This window comes from Leisingera sp. ANG-M6 (genome assembly GCF_000813905.1).
Lineage (GTDB): Bacteria > Pseudomonadota > Alphaproteobacteria > Rhodobacterales > Rhodobacteraceae > Leisingera.
The window spans coordinates 84,080-104,626 of sequence record NZ_JWLG01000003.1 but is presented as its reverse complement, the minus strand read 5'-3'; the positions used below and the strand labels follow the sequence as shown (position 1 = coordinate 104,626).

General features: G+C 63.5%; 20 protein-coding genes. 8 read left to right on the top strand and 12 right to left on the bottom strand.

Annotated features, from left to right (window positions below):
• Window positions 1–10: 10 nt before the first annotated feature.
• The 3 genes from RA24_RS01880 to ilvC form a co-directional block, all read right to left on the bottom strand.
• Entirely contained in the window at window positions 11–916 is a 906-nt protein-coding gene (locus RA24_RS01880; protein WP_039189403.1) for a DMT family transporter, read from the bottom strand.
• A 93-nt stretch (window positions 917–1,009) separates the two neighbouring features.
• Complete coding sequence (locus tag RA24_RS01875) at window positions 1,010–1,918, bottom strand: DMT family transporter (protein WP_039189401.1); 909 nt, start codon at window positions 1,916–1,918, stop codon at window positions 1,010–1,012.
• 90 nt (window positions 1,919–2,008) lie between these two features.
• Complete coding sequence (ilvC, locus tag RA24_RS01870) at window positions 2,009–3,031, bottom strand: ketol-acid reductoisomerase (RefSeq protein WP_019298383.1); 1,023 nt, start codon at window positions 3,029–3,031, stop codon at window positions 2,009–2,011.
• Window positions 3,032–3,163: 132 nt separating this feature from the next.
• On the opposite strand from ilvC, the gene RA24_RS01865 reads away from it, so the two are divergent.
• The 3 genes from RA24_RS01865 (at window position 3,164) to RA24_RS01855 (ending at window position 5,400) form a co-directional block, all read left to right on the top strand.
• On the top strand, window positions 3,164–3,619 hold the full coding sequence (locus RA24_RS01865; protein WP_039189399.1) for an Lrp/AsnC family transcriptional regulator: 456 nt from the start codon (window positions 3,164–3,166) through the stop codon (window positions 3,617–3,619).
• Window positions 3,616–4,074, top strand: coding sequence for an Lrp/AsnC family transcriptional regulator (locus tag RA24_RS01860; protein ID WP_039189398.1), 459 nt, complete (start codon window positions 3,616–3,618; stop codon window positions 4,072–4,074). The genes RA24_RS01865 and RA24_RS01860 overlap by 4 nt, the downstream gene beginning before the upstream one ends.
• Before the next feature lie 201 nt (window positions 4,075–4,275).
• Window positions 4,276–5,400, top strand: a complete 1,125-nt coding sequence (locus RA24_RS01855) for an aminotransferase class V-fold PLP-dependent enzyme (protein WP_039189396.1) — start codon at window positions 4,276–4,278, stop codon at window positions 5,398–5,400.
• Here the strand turns inward: RA24_RS01855 and RA24_RS01850 are convergent.
• The 4 genes from RA24_RS01850 to RA24_RS01835 form a co-directional block, all read right to left on the bottom strand.
• Window positions 5,397–6,101 (bottom strand): M50 family metallopeptidase, encoded by a 705-nt coding sequence (locus RA24_RS01850; protein ID WP_039151723.1) that lies wholly within the window; start codon window positions 6,099–6,101, stop codon window positions 5,397–5,399. The two genes, RA24_RS01855 and RA24_RS01850, sit on opposite strands and share 4 nt — an antisense overlap.
• A 1-nt stretch (window position 6,102) precedes the next feature.
• On the bottom strand, window positions 6,103–7,299 hold the full coding sequence (locus tag RA24_RS01845) for a UbiH/UbiF family hydroxylase (protein WP_039189394.1): 1,197 nt from the start codon (window positions 7,297–7,299) through the stop codon (window positions 6,103–6,105).
• A gap of 78 nt (window positions 7,300–7,377) precedes the next feature.
• On the bottom strand, window positions 7,378–7,626 hold the full coding sequence (locus RA24_RS01840) for a hypothetical protein (protein ID WP_019298389.1): 249 nt from the start codon (window positions 7,624–7,626) through the stop codon (window positions 7,378–7,380).
• A gap of 163 nt (window positions 7,627–7,789) precedes the next feature.
• Window positions 7,790–8,434, bottom strand: a complete 645-nt coding sequence (locus tag RA24_RS01835) for a pyrimidine 5'-nucleotidase (protein WP_039189472.1) — start codon at window positions 8,432–8,434, stop codon at window positions 7,790–7,792.
• Window positions 8,435–8,577: 143 nt separating this feature from the next.
• Here RA24_RS01835 and RA24_RS01830 point away from each other — a divergent pair, with 143 nt between their 5' ends.
• Entirely contained in the window at window positions 8,578–9,222 is a 645-nt protein-coding gene (locus RA24_RS01830; protein WP_039151715.1) for a GntR family transcriptional regulator, read from the top strand.
• On the opposite strand, the gene RA24_RS01825 is transcribed toward RA24_RS01830, so the two are convergent.
• Together RA24_RS01825 and carA are read right to left on the bottom strand one after the other, a co-directional pair.
• Window positions 9,182–11,113: a glycosyltransferase gene (locus RA24_RS01825; protein ID WP_039189393.1), complete on the bottom strand. Its 1,932-nt coding sequence runs from the start codon at window positions 11,111–11,113 to the stop codon at window positions 9,182–9,184. The genes RA24_RS01830 and RA24_RS01825 overlap by 41 nt on opposite strands.
• A gap of 110 nt (window positions 11,114–11,223) precedes the next feature.
• Complete coding sequence (gene carA, locus RA24_RS01820) at window positions 11,224–12,384, bottom strand: glutamine-hydrolyzing carbamoyl-phosphate synthase small subunit (protein WP_039189391.1); 1,161 nt, start codon at window positions 12,382–12,384, stop codon at window positions 11,224–11,226.
• 182 nt (window positions 12,385–12,566) lie between these two features.
• Between carA and RA24_RS01815 the strand changes: the two genes are divergently transcribed.
• Window positions 12,567–13,040 carry a GatB/YqeY domain-containing protein gene (locus RA24_RS01815; protein WP_029205060.1) on the top strand — a complete coding sequence of 158 codons (474 nt, stop codon included), beginning with the start codon at window positions 12,567–12,569 and terminating at the stop codon, window positions 13,038–13,040.
• Between the two features lie 92 nt (window positions 13,041–13,132).
• Here the strand turns inward: RA24_RS01815 and RA24_RS01810 are convergent, their stop codons facing one another.
• A complete protein-coding gene (locus RA24_RS01810; RefSeq protein ID WP_019298395.1) occupies window positions 13,133–13,615 on the bottom strand; it encodes a DUF2244 domain-containing protein in 483 nt (160 codons plus the stop codon).
• Between the two features lie 148 nt (window positions 13,616–13,763).
• Window positions 13,764–15,437 (bottom strand): cytochrome c oxidase subunit I, encoded by a 1,674-nt coding sequence (gene ctaD, locus RA24_RS01805; RefSeq protein WP_019298396.1) that lies wholly within the window; start codon window positions 15,435–15,437, stop codon window positions 13,764–13,766.
• Window positions 15,438–15,671: 234 nt separating this feature from the next.
• Here ctaD and RA24_RS01800 point away from each other — a divergent pair, with 234 nt between their 5' ends.
• A complete protein-coding gene (locus RA24_RS01800; RefSeq protein ID WP_029205061.1) occupies window positions 15,672–16,097 on the top strand; it encodes an HIT family protein in 426 nt (141 codons plus the stop codon).
• A 365-nt stretch (window positions 16,098–16,462) separates the two neighbouring features.
• Window positions 16,463–18,136, top strand: a complete 1,674-nt coding sequence (locus tag RA24_RS01795; protein WP_241480878.1) for an alpha/beta fold hydrolase — start codon at window positions 16,463–16,465, stop codon at window positions 18,134–18,136.
• 2 nt (window positions 18,137–18,138) lie between these two features.
• Here the strand turns inward: RA24_RS01795 and lipB are convergent, their stop codons facing one another.
• Entirely contained in the window at window positions 18,139–18,918 is a 780-nt protein-coding gene (gene lipB / locus RA24_RS01790; protein WP_275041210.1) for a lipoyl(octanoyl) transferase LipB, read from the bottom strand.
• On the opposite strand from lipB, the gene RA24_RS01785 reads away from it, so the two are divergent.
• Entirely contained in the window at window positions 18,917–20,527 is a 1,611-nt protein-coding gene (locus RA24_RS01785) for a peptidoglycan-binding domain-containing protein (RefSeq protein WP_039189387.1), read from the top strand. The two genes, lipB and RA24_RS01785, sit on opposite strands and share 2 nt — an antisense overlap.
• Window positions 20,528–20,547: the final 20 nt, after the last annotated feature.

Genomic DNA, 20,547 nt, shown 5'->3' with positions numbered 1-20,547 from the left:
CGGCGGGCGCTCAGCCCCGTTTTCCGAACAGGCGGCTGAGCCTGCCGAACTGGCTGAGGCCGAGGCCGCCGAGGATCATCACCATTGCCAGCAGCATCGAGGGCGGCAGCTCCTCGCCCAGGAAAACCGCGCCCAGCACCACGGCCCAGACCGGCACCTGATAGTTGGTGAGGGTCATGAAGGTGGGGCCTGCCTCGCGCACCACGATGACCCGCAAGAGGTTGGCGGCGGCTGTTGGGATCAGGCCGAGCACGGCGGCAATCAGCAAGGTCCGGGTGTCTGGCATTACCGGCGGGCCTTCGGCAACCCATGCGGCTGGAAAGGTGATGAAACAGCCGATCACCAGGAATATGGCGGCCAGCCCGACAGGGTCGGCAGGCGGCAGGCGGCGGGTCAGGATTGAGCTGACCGAGTAGCAGGCCGCCGCTGACAGGCAGGCGGCGCGGCCATAGGCCTCCAGTTCGGCGCCGCTGGTTTCAAATGCCTTGCCACCGATCAGCAGAGCAACCCCGGCAAAGCCGATGCAGAAGCCGATGAGGCGGCGCAGGGTCATTTGTTCGCCCGGCACAAAGACATGCGCCAGAGGCAGCACCATCAGCGGGATTGCCGCCATGCTGACGCCGGTGAAGCCGGAGGAGACGTGCTGCTGGCCCCAGTTGATCAGCATGAAGGGCAGGGCGGTGCTGAGGATGCCGATCAGGATCAGCGACGGCCAGTTGGCCTCGCCCCGGAACAGTTTGAACCCGCGCCACCCCCAGACCGCGCACAGCAGCAGCGCGGCAAAGCCGATCCGGCTGGCGGCCAGCCAGAACGGGGTGATCCCATTGAGCGCCAGCTTGATCAGCAGAAACGTCCCGCCCCAGACAAAGCCGAGGGTGGCAATCATCAGCCAGTAGCGCGGGGCGATATCGGGCATGGGGTCCTCGTGCCGGGTCTCCGCGCGACAAGACCCCGCCGGGCGGGCGGGGTCAATGGCAATTGCTTTGTTACCGATCGAACAGTTTGCGCTTTACGCCACGCGCGGGCGGCGGCTGCGGCTGAGGAGCAGGCCGCCGAGGATCAGCGCCAGGGCGGCAAACAGCTGCGGCGGCAGGGTTTCCCCCAGAAGGGCTGCGCCGAAGATCACCGACCAGACCGGCACCTGGTAGTTCACGGTGGACAGGAATGCCGGGCCTGCGCTGCGGGCGACTTGCACCAGCAGCACCTGGGCGAGGGCAGTGGGCAGCAGGCCAAGGTAGATAACGGCACCAAGCGGCAGGACGGCGGGCAATTCCGGCACACCTTCGGCCCAGAGCGCGGCCGGGGTCATCATGGCGGCACCGCAGAGGAGAGCGGCGGCGGAGAGCGACAGCATGTTCACCTGCGGGCAGAGTCGGGTGATGATTGAGCCGATGGCGTAACAGAGCGAAGCGCCCAGGCAGGCCAGGCGGGCCAGCGATTCGAAATCCGTGCCGGCAGAGCGGAAGGCGTCGAGGCCGATCAGCACCACCACGCCGGCAAAGCCGATCAGGAAGCTGATGGTGCGGCGCAGGGTCATGCTTTCGCCCGGAACCAGCAGATGCGCCAGCGGCAGCACAAACAGCGGCACCACCGCCATGCAGACCCCGGCAAAGCCACTGGCCACATAGGTCTGCCCCCAGCTGAGCAGGGTGAAGGGCAGGGCGTTGGTAAAGAACCCCATGCCGATGGCGCAGGCCCAGATGATCCGGCCATCACGCGTGCGCGGGGAGGGCAGGCCGATGCCCATGGCATAGATCGCGCCCAGAAGGCACAGCGCGCCGATGGAGATCCGAAGCGCGGCGATGGTCATCGGCGGGAAGCCCCTGAGTGCCAGCGACACCGCCATGAAAGAGGCGCCCCAGATTACACCGAGGAACAGCAGCTTGGCCCAATTGGCAGCGCCGGGAGAATCTGGCATCGGATAACCTCAATAAAATAAATGAAAAAGGGCGCCCCAAAACCGGAGCGCCCTGCAGAGGTAAGGTCAGCGGAGGGTTCCGCGGGCGCCTTAGTTCTTCTCTTTGTCGACCATCTTGCCGGCCGAGATCCAGGGCATCATGCCGCGCAGCTTGGCGCCGGTCTCTTCGATCAGGTGCTCGTCGTTGGCACGGCGGGACGCTTTCAGGGTCGGTTGGCCAACCTGGTTTTCCAGCATGAAGTCGCGGACGAATTTGCCCTGCTGGATGTCTTCCAGAACCGCTTTCATGCGGGCTTTGGTTTCGTCGTACTTCAGGATGCGCGGGCCGGTGACGTACTGGCCGTACTCGGCGGTGTTGGAGATCGAGTAGTCCATGTTGGCGATGCCGCCTTCATAGATCAGGTCAACGATCAGCTTCACTTCGTGCAGGCACTCGAAATAGGCCATTTCCGGGGCATAGCCGGCTTCGACCAGGGTCTCGAAACCGCAGCGGATCAGTTCAACCAGGCCGCCGCAGAGAACCGCCTGCTCGCCGAACAGGTCGGTTTCGCATTCTTCGCGGAAGTTGGTTTCGATGATGCCGGAGCGGCCGCCGCCGATGGCGGAGCAGTAGGACAGGCCGGTTTCCAGCGCTTTGCCGGTGGCGTCGGTGTGAACCGCAACCAGGCAGGGCACGCCGCCGCCTTTGGTGTATTCGCCGCGCACGGTGTGGCCCGGGCCCTTGGGCGCCATCATGATGACGTCGACGCCTTCTTTCGGCTCAATCAGGCCGAAGTGCACGTTCAGGCCGTGGGCAAACGCGATGGCGGCACCCGGACGGATGTTGTCGTGGACGTATTTCTTGTAGGTCTCAGCCTGCAGTTCGTCGGGCATGGTGAACATGATCACGTCGCACCAGGCGGCCGCTTCTGCGATGCCCATGACCTGCAGGCCTTCGCCTTCGGCTTTCTTGGCGGAGGGGGAGCCTTCGCGCAGAGCAACAACAAGGTTCTTGGCGCCGCTATCGCGCAGGTTCAGCGCGTGGGCGTGGCCCTGGGAGCCATAGCCCAGGATGGCCACTTTCTTGTCCTTGATCAGGTTCACATCGCAATCGCGGTCGTAATAAACGCGCATGATCCACGTCCTTTCGTTTGGTGTTTGAGGGCATCATAGGCATGTGGGCGGGGAAGGCGATTGCTGTTGCGCATGAATTTCGCAGTTTCTTTGCAGTGGTCATTCGTCACTTTGACTGATAGTGAAGAAATCATGCTTGATGACCTCGACCGGCGCATTCTGCGCTATATGCAAAGCGACCCGGAGCAGTCGATTCCGGACCTGGCCGAACGCCTTGGCCTCAGCGCATCGCGCCTGTCGCGGCGGCTGGAGAAGCTGCGCGACGCGCGCGTGATCCTCGGCCAGCGCGCGGTGATCGACTGGCGCGCATTGGGGTATGGGGTGGAGGTCTCTCTGCGGGTGACGCTGGACAAGACCAACCCGCGCGCCTTTGACGAATTCATCGAGGCGGCCCGCGGTATTGCCGAGGTGATCGAGATCCAGACCTTTCTGGGGCAGGTCGATGTGCGGCTTTCGGTGATCGCGCGGGACATGCCGCACTACCAGCAAATCTACCGCGCCGCCATTTTGAACCTGCCGCATATCACGGATATCGAGGCGCTGATGCATGTGGCGCGGATCAAGTCGGATGAGGTGCTGCCGGTATGAGCGCGCTGGATGATCTGGATTTCGCCATCCTGCGGGCCTTGTCTGAGGATGCAACGCTGTCCGCAGGGGCGCTGGGGCGGCAGATGGGGTTGAGTCAACCGGCCACCTGGCGGCGGATCAAGCGGCTGCAGGAGACGGGCATCATCGCGGGCCGCAGGCTGGAATTGGACAAGGAAAAGCTGGGGTTTGGCGTGACCGTCTTTCTGGGGGTGAAGCTGGCCACCAAGGGGCGGGTCAGTTTGGAGGACTTTGAGCGCGCGGTGTCCGCCATCCCCGAGGTGCAGACGGTGGAGCATGTTCTGGGCATGTATGACTACCGCCTGCGGGTGACGGCGCGGGACATCTCCGATTTTGAACGCGTGCTGCGGCGGCGGGTGATGACACTGCCCGGGGTGGGCAATGTCGAGGCCAATGTGCTGCTGAGCGAGGAGCGGCGGCCGGGGCCGCTGGGGTGACCCGGCGCACCTTTGTTGCCGATGTGAAACCCGCTTGGCGCAAATACGGGTGTTTTCTGTCGTGCTTGGGCTGTCTTTTCTGCTGAGTTCCGCCAGTATCACCCTTCGGAGAACGGCGGCGGCGCTGTATGCCATTGTAGGCTTTGCCAAAGCCTGCGGCACCGGCTAGCCGTTACATGAGGAATACCAAGGGAGGCCCAGATGGCACTGCTCGATACCGTGGACCCGCAGGGTCTGGATGAATTCTCGGTGGTTTTCACCGACCGCTCGCTCAACCACATGTCCAAGGCCTTTCAGACCGTGATGCTGGACATCAACGGGATGCTGAAAGAGGTCTATAACGCCGAGGCTGTGGCGCTGGTGCCGGGTGGCGGGACTTATGCGATGGAGGCGGTGGCGCGCCAGTTTGCCCGTGGGGCAAATGCGCTTGTCGTGCGCAACGGCTGGTTCTCTTACCGCTGGAGCCAGATCTTTGAAGCCGGCGGCTTCACCGCTTCCTCCACCGTGATGAAGGCACGCCGCACCGGCAATGAGAGCGCCTCGCCGTTTGAGCCCGCGCCGATTGCGGATGTGGTGGCTGCGATTCATGAGCAGAAGCCGGATATCGTCTTTGCCCCGCATGTGGAGACCGCTGCCGGTGTGATCCTGCCGGATGACTATGTGACCGCCATGGCGGCGGCTGCGCATGAGGTGGGCGCGCTGATGGTGCTGGACTGCATCGCGTCGGGCTGTGCCTGGATCGACATGAAGGCAACCGGTGTCGACGTGCTGATCTCTGCCCCGCAAAAGGGCTGGAGCGCGTCTCCGTCTGCCGGCCTAGTGATGTTCTCGGACCGTGCGCTGGCGCGGTTGGAGGAAACCACGTCGGACAGTTTCGCCATTAACCTCAAACAGTGGCGTACCATCATGAAGGCGTATGAGGATGGCGGCCACGCCTATCACGCGACCATGCCGACCGATGCGCTGAAGGCCTTCCGCGACACCATGCTGGAGACCAAGGAGTACGGGTTCGGCCGCTTGCGCGATGCGCAGTGGGCGCTGGGCAACGGCGTGCGGGCGATGCTGAAGGAGAAGGGGATCACCTCAGTTGCGGCGGATGGCTTCGGTGCGCCGGGCGTGGTGGTGAGCTATACCTCTGATCCGGACGTGCAGAACGGCAAGAAGTTCCTGGCACTGGGTACCCAGATCGCCGCCGGCGTGCCGCTGCAGTGTGATGAGCCTGCCGATTTCCGCACCTTCCGCCTCGGACTGTTCGGTCTGGACAAGCTCTATGACGTGGATGCCACCATCGCACGGCTGAAAACAGTCGTGGATCAGGTGCTTTAACGCAAAATCTGGACTGGGCTGCGCAAGGGGATATTGCTTGTGCGGCCCAGCCCGTGGCGCAGGGTGAGCCAGATCACCCCGAGGCTGATGGCCAGCCATATTCCGCCCCATAGCATGGTTACGCCGCCGAACTCCTCCGCCATCATCCGCGCGTCGGAGCGCAGGTAGGATCGCGCGATGGTGTCGTCCCAGATATCAAGCGGCACGTAGATCATGCTGCTGACCCCGATCACCCGCAGGATCATGTCGTTGATATTGAGGCTGAGGTAGCGCGATGCGGCGAGCATCAGCGCGCCGGTGGCAAGGGTAAAGCCAAGCGCGAACAGATCCCGGACATAAAAAGCCGCAACCGCCAGGGTGATTGCGCCGAAGAAGGCGAGCACCTTGCGGTCCCAATCGGTGCGCAGGGCAATCACGAACAGGGCAGAACCGATCAGCAGCGATCCGGTGTAGCCTGCCGTGAGCGTCAGGAACCGGCTGCCGCCGCGCGAGACCACTCTGCCGCCTTCATAGGGGTCGATGGTCAGGCTGACCACATCCCCGCCGGTCAGCAAGGTCATGCCGGCATGGGAGACTTCATGCAGGAACACGGTCAGGATCCGCAACGGAAGCAGCGCCGGGGTTTGCCAGAGGATGGCAATCGCCAGGGTCAGGCAGAGGAGCTGCCAGTGGCCTTTCAAAAAGCGTCCGGCAGCCCGCATGTTACTTCACACCAAGGCCCATCTGCATCAGCGTTTTGCGCACCGGGGCCAGCGAATACAGCGCGTTGAGGCCAAAGGCACGCAGGTCGCGCAGCGGGCGCGGCGCCAGCATGGAGGTGCGGTTCAGGAGGTCGATGCCCTTCACGCGCAGCAGGATCTCGTTGTGGCGGGCCTTGTGGTAGGCGGCCAGCATCTGCGCATCGCCCAAGCCCTCGGCGCGGGCCTCAGCCAGGTCCAGCAGGCTGCGCAGATCGCCCAGGGACATGTTCAAACCCTGGGCGCCGATCGGCGGCACCACATGGGCGGCTTCGGCCATCAGCGCCAGCCGCTCGCCGTTCAGCCGCTCTGCCGACTGACTGATGATCGGCCAGATGGTGCGGCGCGAGGCCAGTTTCAGATCGCCGAACAGCCCGCAGCTGCGCTCGGTCATCGCGGCCTCGAAGGCTGCGGGTTCCAGGTTCAAGAGTTCCTGCGCCTCGGGGCCGCGCTCCATCCAGACAATGGCGGAGGACGGCTGGCCCTGGTAGTCGGGCAGAGGCACCAGCGTGAACGGCCCGCCGGAGCGGTGGATCTCGGTTGAGACGTTTTCATGCGGCACCGGATGGGTGACGGCAAAGGCCAGCGCCTTTTGCCCGTAGCGGGTGGTTTTCACCGGAATGCCTGCGGCCTGGCGCATCGGGGAGTTGCGGCCGTCGCAGGCCACCACCAGTTTGGCCGTCACCTGGCTGCCGTCGCTGAGGCTGACGCGCGCCTCATCGGTGCGGGTGAACAGGGCGGTGGTGCCGGTACCAAAGCGCAGGTCGACGTTCGGGAGTTCCGCCAGCCGGGCAATCATCTCGCGCCGCAGCAGCCAATTGGGCAGGTTCCACCCGAAAGGCTGGTCAGAAATGTCAGCGGCGTTGAAGTCCTTGACCACCCGCGGTTCGGGCCGGGCGCCGCCGGCATCGACGATCCGCATGATCTGCAAGGGGGCGGCGTGATCCGCCAGCCGCGCCCAAATCCCGCAGCGCTCCAGCAGCGCCTGGGCCGGTTGCAGAAAAGCGGTGGTGCGCAGGTCGGAACCTTCGGCGTCGCGTTCGGTGACCGGCGGGGCCGGGTCGGCGCAAATGACGCTGAAGCCCTTGGAGGCAAACGCGGCGGCTGCGGTCAGTCCCGCAATGCCGCCGCCGGAAATCAGGATGTCGCAGGTCTCGGCCATGGTCTCAGCCCTCCGTTGTTGCCCTGAAATAGGCCCTGACGGAGGGGGAAGACAAGCAGCAACCTGCCGCGCGGGGAATTAGCCGCGGGTGATGGAGAGCAGAACCAGAAACATCACCGGCACCATGCACAGCGCGGGGATATACAGCCCCGGAATACCGAACAGCAGGACCGAGCAGCCCCAGAGGCTGACAAAGGTTGCCAGGGCGTAGCCGATGTTCTCTTCCGGGCCGTAGGCGACCTCCTTGAAGATCCGTCCCAGCAGCGGCACGGCAAACAGGATGCGCTGCCACAGGGTCAGTTGGGCGGGGAGGGTATATGCGCTCATCGGTCAGGCTCCATCAGGTCGTTTCGGGGCGCATATAGGGAGGAAAACATGCAGCAAACAGGTATATTTTGCCGCAGTTGCGAAGTTTTGCCGGAATGCAATTGCACACATTTTGCGATGCGGCAAACGGCTGCGCAAAAGCGTCCTGGCACTGGTTCCGGGCTCAAGTCAGAGCGGCGAGGAATCCGGCCAGATCGTCCGAGTGATGGTGGATATGGTCCGCCTGTACCGGCTCTGGCGCCACATGCACGGTGCGCATGCCCATCTCATGCGGGGCGGCCAGGTTGCGCGGATCATCCTCGAACATGGCGGCCTGCTGCGGGGCGATCCCGGCGCGGGCAAACACCCGGTCAAAGGCGCGGCGTTCGGGCTTCGGGTGGTAGTCCGCATGTTCGACGCCGTAAACCTCATCGAACAGTCCGGACAGTCCGCGCGCGGCCAGTACCCGCTCGGCATAGGGGGCAGAGCCGTTGGTATAGACGATCTTCTTGCCGGGCAGATTGCGGATCGCGGCCGCCAGCGGCGCGTCCTCCTCCAGATGGTCCATAGAGATGTCGTGGACTGCGACCAGATAGGGGTCCGGGTCCAGATCGTGTTCGCGCATCAGCCCGGCAAGGGTTGTGCCATGCTCGCGCCAGTAATGGCTGCGCAGGCGGTCGGCCTCTGCCCTGTCGACCTTGAGCGCATCCATCACATAGGCCGTCATCTTGACCTCGATCTGGTCGAACAGCCGGGCGGAGGGGTGATAGAGGGTGTTGTCGAGATCGAACACCCATTGGCGGACGTGGGAAAAGGCGTGTTTGGGCATGGTGCCGAAGTAGGGCCCCCAAGCGGCATTTGCAATCAAAAGCGCATTTTGCCTGCGGGTTTTCAGCGCGTTGGCGCCATCAGGGTTGATTGCTGGGGGATGCGCTGTAGAGATTGTCGGATCAAAACAGACGAGGGGCGACCATGAGCCAGAGCCGCAGCAACCAGAAAGATGCCTATGCGCTGATCCTCGAGGCGATCGACTCGGGGATCTACAAACCGGGCGACCGGCTGGTGGAAAGCGATCTGGCGGAGCGCTTTGGCGTGTCGCGCACCCCGATCCGCGAAGCGTTGCAGCGGCTGGAGACGCAATCGCTGCTCGAACGTGACGGGCGGTCCCTGATCGTCGCTTCGCTGGATCACAACCAGATGGCAGAGCTCTATGTGGTGCGGCGCGAGCTGGAGGGGCTGGCGGCGCAGCTGGCGGCGCGCCATGCCACCGAAGAAGAGATCAAGGTGCTGAAGGAGATGGTCGAGTCCGACGACAAGCTGGTCGGCGATCCGGCGGCGCTGTCCAAGGCAAACCGCCGGTTCCATGAGCAGATCCACCTGGCATCGCACAACCGTTACCTGGTGCAGCAGCTGGATCTGGTGCACCGGACGATGGCGCTGATGGCAACCACCTCGCTGGCGGCCGAGGGCCGCAGCGAGATTGCCCAGTCAGAGCACAAGGGAATTGTCGACGCGATCAGCCGCCGCGATGAGGCGGCAGCGGGTGAAGCGCTGAAGGAGCATATTTCAATCGCGTTCATGACCCGGCTGAAGCAGGACGCCAGCGGGCGGGGATAACCCGCCAGCGGCGGCGGCGGCGTTTGGTGGCGGGTTTGATGCCGTGGGCCGTCTTGTCCCAGAAAAATGGCCGGGCGAGCAGTTCATGCGCCGCCTTGGCAACCGCAACGGCGCCCATCGGGAAGTAAAGGATCATTGCAGGTGCCCAGGCTGCCAGCCACGGGCGGCCCATGGCAAAGGCCGCGGTGATACTTATAACCAGCCCCAACCCTTCAAAGAACACCAGCATTGCCGCGGCCAGCGTCAGCAGCAGCGGCGGCAGGCTCTCGTCGCTGGGGTGCGGCAGGCCCAGGGTGAACAGCCAGAACGACCACAGCACCGGGGCAAACAGGAACTGCCCGATGGTGCCCAGAAAGAACGCCTGAAAGCCCAGAAAACGCTTCCAGCCCAGTTCCGCTAGCAGCCGCAGCGGCTGGCGCATATGCACCAGATAGGTCACCATAAACCCCTTGAGCCAGCGGGAACGCTGCTTGATCCAGGGCCAGGGGCGCCAGTTGGCTTCCTCATATGTCGTGCTGGGCAGCATTTCCGTGCGGTATCCTGCCCGGTACAGGCGGACGCCCAGATCAGCGTCTTCGGTGACGTTGTGGGCATCCCAGCCGCCCAGTTCCTCCAGCACCTTGCGGCGCACAAACATGGTGGTGCCGCCCAGAGGCACAACAAGGCCGAGCCGGGCGATGCCATGCAAAACGATGCGGAACCAGCTGGCATATTCCAGCGTGAAGCAGCGTGATATCCAGTTGGTGCCCGGATTGTAGTAGTCCAGCACTCCCTGAAAACACGCCGTCCGTTTATCAGCGGCGGCAAAGGCCTGCGCGACCTGATTCAGCTGCTCGGCCTGGGGCGCATCTTCTGCGTCCCAGACCCCGATGATGTCGCCCCGGCAGAAATTCAGCGCATAGTTCATCGCCCGGGGTTTTGTCGTCAGCCCGCCGAAGGCCGGCACTTCCACCACGCGGATCCAAGCGGGCAGGCGGGCGTTCTGCAGGGCGGCACGGGTGACGCTGTCGTGCTCCTCCAGCACCAGGATCACGTCTGTCTGCGCCCGCGGATAGCTGAGTTTCCGCATCCGGGTGAGCAAGGCGCGGCTGATCTCGGCCTCCTGATAGAGCGGAATCAGGATTGAAATCATAGGGCAGGAGGTGCGGGGAGGCGTGGCAAGCTCGGGCTTGGTGGATACCCGGTGCGCGCGTGCATGCCAGTAAGAGGCGAGTCCGCAGAGCTTGAGCGCGGTAAACAGAATTACAGAGAGCAGCGCCAATGCGCTGAGAGAGGTGAAAACCGCTGCCGGAGCGTGCCAGGACAGAAAGAGCGCCGGGGCGGCCAAGGTGGCCAGCAGAGCGCGGCCCCGCGCAAGCCGCAGGGTGCGGCAGCTTAGCTGCGGGGCCACGCTGCAGCTGGCCTGCTGCACCAGGGCGGGGCTGAAATGGCCGGTAAGCAGTGCTGTAATCTGGGCTTCACTGGCCAGAACCGGGGTGACCTGCTGGAAACTGTCCCGCAGTTCCTGCTGCAGGGTCTCAAACCGGTCGGGGTGGGCAACCGCCACTGTGACGGTCCGGCCCAGCTGCATCCAGGGAACCGCGCAGTGGCGCAGCCAGAACCGCGCGGGTTTGCAGGCCAGCAGCCGGGAGTTGGCCATCTGGCCGGACAAGTCAGCGCGGGGCATCCGGTACTGGCGGGACAATGTGTCCTGGACCTGGTCCTCGCTCGCCAGCCCTTCGGCAACCAGCACCCGTCCAAGCGCGGCTTTCTGATGCTGGCGCAGCACCAGAGCCTTCATCATGCTGCTGTTGTCTACCGGCGGCGGCGCATCCGGCGGCAGCCCTTGCTGCGGGAGCTTTCCCTGCTGCGGCTGCCGGAGCTGCCGCAGCGGCTGTGACACAATACCCATCGCCCGTCCGCAACACTGAAACCAGAGGCGTTCAGGCTGGCGGAGGGGGGTTAAGAGTTGGTAAATGCGGTGTTAACCATGCCGCCAGAGCGGCATGGCCGGCCGATTTTTTACGCAGATTTGCGTTCTGCCATCGCGTCGGCAAAGCGCTCGAACAGGTAGAAGCTGTCCTGCGGGCCGGGGCTGGCCTCGGGGTGGTGCTGCACCGAGAACACCGGCTTGCCGGCAATGCGGATACCGCAGTTGGAGCCGTCGAACAGCGAGACATGCGATTCTTCGACGCCCTCCGGCAGGGTCTGCGCATCCACCGCAAAGCCGTGGTTCATCGAGGTGATTTCCACCTTGCCGGTGGAATGCTCTTTGACCGGGTGGTTGGCGCCGTGGTGGCCGTGGTTCATCTTGACGGTCTTGGCACCCAGCGCAAGCGCCAGCATCTGATGGCCGAGGCAGATGCCAAAAACCGGCAGGTCCGCTTTCAGCACGTCCTGGATCATCGGCACCGCGTATTCGCCAGTGGCCGCCGGATCGCCCGGGCCGTTGGACAGGAACACGCCGTCGGGATTGTGCGCCAGCACTTCCTCGGCGGTGGCGGTGGCGGGCAGCACGGTCACGTCGCAGCCCGCGGAGGCGAGGCAGCGCAGGATGTTGCGCTTGGCACCATAGTCAACAGCCACAACCTTGTGCTTGGGCGCTTCCTGGCGGGCATAACCATCCGGCCAGGCCCAGCGCATTTCGTCCCAGCGGTAGCTTTGCGCGCAGGTAACGTCCTTGGCCAGGTCAAGGCCGACCAGGCCGGACCAGCCGCGCGCCTTGGCGACCAGCGCCTCAACGTCGAAGTTGCCCTCCGGGTCATGCGCCAGTGCCACATGCGGCGCGCCCTGCTGGCGGATCGCGCGGGTCAGGCGGCGGGTGTCGACGCCGCCGATGGCGATGCGGCCGGTGCGGGTGAGCCAGTCCTTCAGCTCTTCGGTTGCGCGCCAGTTGGAGGCCAGCGTCGGATCCCATTTCACCACCATGCCCGCAGCAACGGGATCGCCGGTTTCGTCGTCTTCAGGTGTCACGCCGGTGTTGCCGATATGCGGGAAGGTGAAGGTGACGATCTGGCCGGCATAGGAGGGATCGGTCATGATCTCCTGATAGCCGGTCATCGCGGTGTTGAAGCAGAGCTCGGCCACGGTGTCGCCGGTCGCGCCGAAACCGGTGCCGTAAAAGACGGTGCCATCAGCGAGCGCCAGGCATGCGGTGGGCTTGGTCGGGGCGGAAGCGGCCATTGCGCGAGTCTCCATGCGGGTAAAATTCATGGGCTTGTAAGGGGAGCGCCCATGCGGGTCAAGCCTGCAAGAGGCGGGCAGGCTGACGCGGGGACAGGAATGGAAAGTTTACTGTAAACTTGCACAGCTGCATAAGAATGGATAACCATCGGTGTCCGGCAACCATGGGGATGCTTTTGCATATGGATACGCGCACTCGGGTCAATCAGGCCCTGAAGCAGGCGATGAAAGACAAGGCGGCGGAGCGGCTGTGTACGCTGCGGCTGATCAATGCTGCGATCAAGGACCGCGAAATTGCTGCCCGCGCCGATGGCGAGGAAACCAGCATCGGAGATGAGGAAATCCTCGCCATTCTGAGCAAGATGACCAAGCAGCGCAAGGAAAGCGCCCACGCCTATGAGGAAGGCGGGCGGCTGGATCTGGCGGAGCGGGAACTGGGCGAGATCGCCGTCATCGAGGAATTCCTGCCGCAGCAGCTGAGCGACGAGGAAGCGGCTGAGGCGGTAAAGACGGTAGTTGCGGAGACCGGCGCCGAATCGATTCGCGACATGGGCAAGGTGATGGCCGCGCTGAAGGCGAAATACACCGGCCAGATGGATTTCGGCAAAGCCGGCCCGATGGTCAAGGATCAGCTCTGCAGCAAGGGCGACTGCTGAGGGAAGGCACGCTGGCGCGTGCTGCCTCCGGCGGGGGTATTTGAGACCAGAAAGAAGCGTAAGGCCCGCATCGCGGGCCTTTCTTATGTCAGCTAGCTGGACAGGGCGTCTTTGAGGTCGCCGTAAAGCGCGACCCGTTCTTCTTCCGAGAGGAAGGCGCCGATTTCCACCTCGCGGCCGCCGCCCTGCAGGGTGACATAATGGGGCACCGGGCCGTCATGCTCGTGCATCTCGACGCGGGTCCAGTAGCGGTTGCAGCGCCAGCTTTGCCGCTTGCCGTCCGGGTTGATCCGCTCCAGCCGGGCTTCCTCGGCAGTGAGGGTCAGCACTTCGAGGATCTGGTGGTCGCGGCGGCTGCGGTCCAGCGCCCATTTCATGCCGAACAGCGCCAGCAGCAGGAAGGGCAGGAGGCCCCAGAGCAGGAAGGATCCCAGCAGCGGCAACAGTGGCACGCAGATCAAAACTGCAGTGACGCCAATGAAGCGCGCGTACCCCTTGGGCGGCAGCGACTGGTGCGGCCAGAGGTGCAGTTCACGCTCGGCGCCAGACTGCGGGCGGATCCAATTGTAGGGCATAGGTTCGGGCCTGAAGAGGGAGAGCGCTCTATGAATGATGTGCCGGAAGGGCGGAAATTCCACTGCGGCCATTTATCCGGACAAGCGGGTATGAAAAAGGCCCCGGAGCATCAGCACCGGGGCCTTTCTGTATCAGCTTCTCAGCCGCTTAGTGCGAATGCGAGCGGTCCCAGTCTTCCTGCTTGGGCAGGATTTCGAAGGTGTGCTCCGGCGGCGGGGAGGGCAGGGTCCACTCCAGGGTGTCCGCATATTCGTTCCAGTAGTTGTTCTGGGTGACGCGGGCGCCGCGCAGCAGCGAATAGATCACCACGCCGAAGAACAGGATGAACGAAGCGAAGGAGATGAACGCGCCATAGGACGAGATCTTGTTCCAGTAGGCAAAACCTTCCGGGTAGTCGATGTAGCGGCGCGGCATGCCCTGACGGCCCAGGAAGTGCTGCGGGAAGAAGGTCAGGTTGGCGCCGATGAAGAACAGCCAGAAGTGGATCTGTGCGCCCAGCTCGTTGTACTGGCGGCCGGTCATCTTGCCGAAGTAGAAGTAGATGCCCGAGAAGATCGCGAACACCGCACCCAAGCTCATCACGTAGTGGAAGTGAGCCACAACGTAGTAGGTGTCGTGATAGGCGCGGTCGACAGCCGCCTGGCTCAGCACCACGCCGGTCACACCGCCGACGGTGAACAGGAACAGGAAGCCGAAGGCGAACATCATCGGAGCTTTGAACTCGATGGAGCCGCCCCACATGGTGGCGATCCAGGAGAACACCTTCACGCCCGTGGGAACCGCGATCACCATGGTGGCCAGCATGAAGTAGGCCTGCTGGTTCAGCGACATGCCGACGGTGTACATGTGGTGCGCCCACACGACAAAGCCCAGCACGCCGATGGCGATGATCGCCCAGACCATCGGCAGGTAGCCGAACACCGGCTTGCGCGCGAAGGTGGCGATGACGTGGGAGATGATGCCGAAGCCGGGCAGGATCACGATGTACACTTCCGGGTGGCCGAAGAACCACAGGATGTGCTGGTACAGGATCGGGTCGCCGCCGCCGGCTGCATCAAAGAAGGTGAAGCCGAAGTTGCGGTCCATCAGCAGCATGGTGATGGCGCCGGCCAGAACCGGCAAGCTCAGCAGGATCAGCCAGGAGGTGACGAAGATCGACCAGGAGAACAGCGGCACCTTGAACAGGGTCATGCCCGGGGCGCGCATGTTCAGGAAGGTGGTGATCATGTTGATCGCACCCAGGATCGACGAAGCACCCGAGACGTGAACGGCGAAGATCGCCAGGTCCATCGAGTAGCCGCCTTCGTTCACGGACAGCGGCGGGTACAGAACCCAGCCGACGCCGGAGCCCAGCTGGTCATTGCCGCCCGGGGAGACAACCGAGAGGACCGCCAGCGAGGTGCCTGCGACATACATCCAGAACGACAGGTTGTTCATCCGCGGGAACGCCATGTCCGGCGCACCGATCTGCAGCGGCATGAAGTAGTTGCCGAAACCGCCGAACAGGGCCGGAATCACCACGAAGAACATCATCAGGATGCCGTGGGCGGTGATCATCACGTTCCAGAGGTGGCCGTTCGGAGTACATTCCGCAGCGGCGTCTGCGAACAGGCGCGCGCCTTCAAGGCACATGTATTGAACGCCGGGATCCATCAGCTCCAGCCGCATGTAGACGGTGAAGATGACGGAGATGAGACCTGCAATCGCCGAGACGATCAGGTAAAGAATGCCGATATCCTTATGGTTCGTGCTCATGAACCAGCGGGTGAAAAAGCTCCGCTCGTCCTCGTGGCCGTGACCATGAATGGCTGCGTCTGCCATTTAGGTGCCTCCTGCTGCATAACGAAAGGCCCCCGGAGACGGACTCCGGGCGGCCTGGATTCCTTGCGAGTTTTAGTGTGGCCTGCCGGGGCCTTCAATGGCGGAGTTTGATCTGGATCAAGATTTATTGCCGCAGGGGCTTGAATGCCCTGGGATTTGCCCGGCTCAGACGGCTTGACCTGGGGGCGGGGCGCGCGCACAACCGGGGAAAGCCAGAACAAGGAGCCCGGAAGCATGCCTGATTATGACCCCGACAATATTTTTGCCAAGCTCCTGCGCGGGGAGATCCCGTCCACCCGCGTTTATGAGGATGACGATACCCTGGCCTTCATGGATATCATGCCACGCGCAGACGGGCATCTGCTGGTTATCCCCAAGACCCCCTGCCGCAATATCCTGGATGCCAGCCCGGCGCAGCTGGGCGCAGTGATGCAGACGGTGCAGAAACTGTCGCAGGCAGTGATCGCGGCGTTCGGCGCGGACGGGGTCACCGTGCAGCAGTTCAATGAGGCGGCTGGCGGGCAGGAGGTGTTCCACCTGCACATGCATGTGCTGCCGCGGCACGAGGGCGACCGGCTGCGGCCGCCGGGCACCATGGGCGACATGGACCTGATCCAGGCCCAGGCGGAAAAGATCCGCGCGGCGCTGGCGGACAGCTGATTTTCTCCACGGCCTATGCGTTTTGAAATGCAAGAACACCGCAGTAGATTCTGCGGTGTTCTTCAATGCGAATTTATGCATCTGAAATAAATGTTGAATTTTAGTTGAATTTGATCATAGCTGTTTCGCAAATTGGTTGTAGGTCAAAGAGGGCGCGCGCGCCCAAGCGTATGGGAACCCAAGAATTGGGGTAGACCGGCACGGAATGCCTGCCTGGTTTCGGGCGGCATCAGCCGGGCATTTTTAGTTTACAGGCAGGTCGCCTGAAACATGCGGGCCAGAAGGTCTGCACTCGCCTGTGCGCTTGCTGAATGCTTGCCGGGCGCAGGGTCTCTTTGACGTTAAAGCAGTATTGGAGGGGCGGGGTGACGCTCTTGTGCCGTGCGCAGACCTTGTCGCAGGATCAGGTCGTGGCCGCAATTTATGAAACGATGATCCGGCCAGAGCAATTCGACCGGTTTATGCCCGGCCCGCATGATGGTCCGGTTGCGCCTTCTCCGGGCCGCATGCAGCAAGGACGGCTCAGGACCGCGCCGGTGCTGCAAGCGCATTTCGCACGGGCAGCCGGGATCCAGGAGCAGCAATGGCAGCGGGCGGGACGGCCTCATCCGGGTGCATATTCGGGCAATTGCACCCGGTTCTGGCTTCTGGTGGATGCGAGCGCAGGCGGAGGTCTTCTGAATGCCTCGCAGCGGGCAGCGCGCCAGCTGGCTGGCGGCATGGCAATTCCTGCAGCGCTGGGGCTAACACCAGCAGCAGCGGAACACTGGCAGAATTACCTTGAGGACGTGCGCAGCGGGAATTTCTCCTGGCGCGATGTCCTGCTGCTTGCGGCCTGCGGCCCCGGAGAGCAATTTTTGTGCCGCCCGGTTCGCCTGAACGGTGGCGGCGTTGCGGTCATGGCTGAGCGGTTGGAGGGGGATTGGGCCACCGAGGCTGCGGCGCCGGTTGCGGCTGCTTTGGGTTTGCAGCAGCAGGGCTTCGAGCCTTTAAGGGACGCGGCAGCCAGGGGCGGCGGCAAGGTGGGGGGCAGGCTGGAGCAGGCCGCTGAGCAAGCGGGAGCGCCAGGCCCGGCGGAGCTGGTCCGGCTGGCCGCCTTCCTGATGAACGAGCACAGCCGGGATCTGGCTATTGCCAAGGGTGACCTGCTGCCGCCATCCGAGACCTTCGAAGACAGCTCGGGCCAGCGCTCTCAATACTTCCGGCTAGGGGCAGAGACTGGCCAGCCGGTGATTTTCGTGCATGGGATGCTGGACGGGATTGCACCGCTGCAGCGCTTGCAGCCGCAGTTGCGGACGTTGGGGTTCAGGGTCTATGCACCGATGCGCCGCGGCTATGGCGGATCGGTGCCGCTGAAACGCGAAGAGGATCCCGCTGATGCCTTTGTAAAGCAGCTGGCTGCTTTGATGGCGCATGAGAACCTGCAGCGCCCTGTGCTGCTGTGCCATCGCGGAGGTGCGCTTTATGGCTTTCAGGCAGCCCGCCGCCTGGACAGCAGGATTGCCGGTTTGGTGGCAGCTGCTTCAAACTGCGCCATCAGTTCGCCCCGGCAGTTCTCCGGCCTGAGCGGCTACGCATGGCTGGTCGCGCTGGCCGCCGCCCGCGCCAGCTGGATGCTGCCCGCGCTGATGAAAGGCTGGGCCGCAGCGCTGCACTGGTACGGGCCCAAGACCCTGCTGCGGATGCAAACCCGCAGCGGCAGCAAGGAGCGGGCCATGCTGTCGCAGCTGGACCTTCTGCAGCTGCTTCAGCAAAGTCAGCGGCTGTTCCAGGAACAGGGCGGCGCGGGATTCCTGGCTGATGTTCAGATGCTGCGGCAAGGGGTGCAGGCGGTGGTGCCGGGCAAGAATACACGGTCGGTGTTTGTACATGGAGGAGAGGATCACATTGCGCCGCTCTCCGCTGTTCGCGAGATGCTGGGCGGCCTGCCGGATGCCAGGCTGTGCATCAGCCAGGATGCCGGAGCACTCCTGTTCTACACTTTCCCGGAGCTGGTGCTGACAGCGCTGCAGGATCTTGCGTCCGTAGCAGACAGTTGAGGTCAGCGTCCAAAGACCTGCGCGAAACTGCGTTTCAGGGCGACATCCACATCTGCCATCGTCACCGGCAGCCCCAAATCCACGAGGCTGGTCACCCCGTATTCTGTGATGCCGCAGGGAACGATGCCCGTGAAATGTTCCAGTTCCGGTTCAACGTTGATGGAGATGCCGTGGAAGCTCACCCATTTCCGCAAGCGGATTCCGATGGCGGCAATCTTGTCCTCAGCCATACTGCCCGCTAGGGTCCGCGGCTTTTCAGGCCGCTCGACCCAGACGCCGACCCGGCCTTCGCGGATGTGGCCCTTGATGTTGAACTCATCCAAAGCCGCGATCACCCAGCTTTCCAGCTGCTGCACAAAACGGCGCACGTCGTGGCCGCGTTTGCCCACGTCCAGCATCACATAGACCACCCGCTGTCCCGGCCCGTGATAGGTGTACTGGCCGCCGCGCTTGCTCTCATAGACCGGGAAACGTTCGGGATCTGTCAGGTCTTCACGTTTGGCAGAGGTGCCGGCTGTGTAAAGCGGCGGGTGCTCAACCAGCCAGATGCATTCTTCCGCCGATCCGGCAGCAATTGCCGCAGCGCGCTCCTCCATGAAGGCAACCGCTTGATCATACTCGACTAAACCGTCTGATGTGATCCACTCAACCATGCCCGATGCCGTCTTCTTCCATCGTTTGTAAGGGGGGCGGATAAAATTGGCCGGAAAACCCCTAGGTGCCAGTGCTTTCTGTGGAGTATCCTGATTCCATAGCGAGTATCCATAGGGGGCGCGTATCATGTTTATCAAGCCGCTCAAGCCGGCCCTTACCGCCGCATTTCTGGCAACATCCGTCACCAGTCCTGCAGCCGCGGACGAATTGGGGGCCGCCATTGCCGGCGCCGTGATCGGCGGCGTCATTGTCAATGAAGTCCACAAGAACAAGCAACGGCGCCGCGCCGCCACTACCTACAGGCGCGCACCAACCTATTCGGCGGCGCGGGCTGAAAACCGGGAAACCCAGGTTGCGCTCAACTATTTCGGCTTTAATTCGGGAACCCCTGACGGGGTGCTGGGCCGCCGGTCCCGTGCGGCCATTACCCAGTACCAGGTCCACATGGGCTATCCGGCCACCGGCCATCTGGCACCGTATGAGCGAAATTTCCTGGTCAGCTCCTACAACCGGGCCCAGGTTGGCGGCCCGCAGGTTATCAAGGCGATGCAAGGCCCGCAGGGCGTGCGCGGTGTGCTGCACACCTGGCGGGATGAGGCCGCAGGCATCCGCGCTCCAGGCAGCACCTATGCCAGCGGCGGTTATGGCGGGCTGCCGCCAGAAGTCAGCCACGCGGTGGATGAAATTGCCGCCAGCTCCGAACCGACCGGCGAACAGCTGCTGCAGCGCACCGGCTTCATGCAGCTGGCAGACCTGAATGGCGACGGCCGCAACGATTATGTGCTGGATACCTCTGTCTCCGGCAGCTCGTTCTGGTGCGGCGCGTCAAATTGTTCGGTGATGGTCTTTGTTTCGACGCCGCAAGGGTACCAGCGCAACGATTTCCTGGCCCGCGGCGTGACCCCGGCCAGCTTCGCCTGCCACCAGGGCACTTGCAGGATGGCGGATACCGGCCCGGACGCGCCGGTTCAGGCCGCGCAGAACCGCAGCACGGTGATGGCTTTCTCGGGGCAGGAAAATGCGGCCCTGGGCGGCATCACTCTGTTCGATCAGCCAGAGCAAAGCGCCTCGCTTACAAGCTATTGCAGCAAGGTGAGCCTGCTGACCAGTTCCAACGGCGGATTCATGACCGCCGACAGCATGAACGACCCGGAACTGGCATTGGGTGAGCAGTTCTGTCTGGCCCGCACCTATGCCATCAACGCGGGCGAAGCCCGGGCCGGTAAGGTTGCAGGAGCCTCACAGGCGCAGATCGACAGCCAGTGCGATGCCTTCGGCCCGGCCTTGAAGCCCTATCTGGCCAAGCTCGGCAGCGCTGGCAGCGGCGAAGTGATGGGGGATGTGCAGAAATTTGTGCTGCAATCCGGCATGTCGCTGGAGCAGCTGTCCAACACGGCAGGGATCTGCCTGTTCTCCGGCTACCGGCGCGACGACATGGATGTGGCACTGGGCGCGGCGCTGATCCTGACCGGCACCGGGCAGCGCCCCTATGCAGAGCTGATCGGCCACCACCTGGCGCTGGGCTTCGGCGCACCGAACGCGGTGAAGAAGGCGCAGGAATGGTACAGCATGGCAGTGATCGCGCTTGAAAGCGGTGCCGAGCCTGTATTCGCACCAGGCCAGTCCGGCCGCGCGGAACTGATCAAGGCGGCTTCAAGCGAACTGGCAGGCGGCCGTGTGCAGCCGGTGCAGGCGTCCGGCGGCGGTGCTGCACTGCCGACCTTCGGTTCTGAATAGCGGTTTCTCCGCTGACCGGA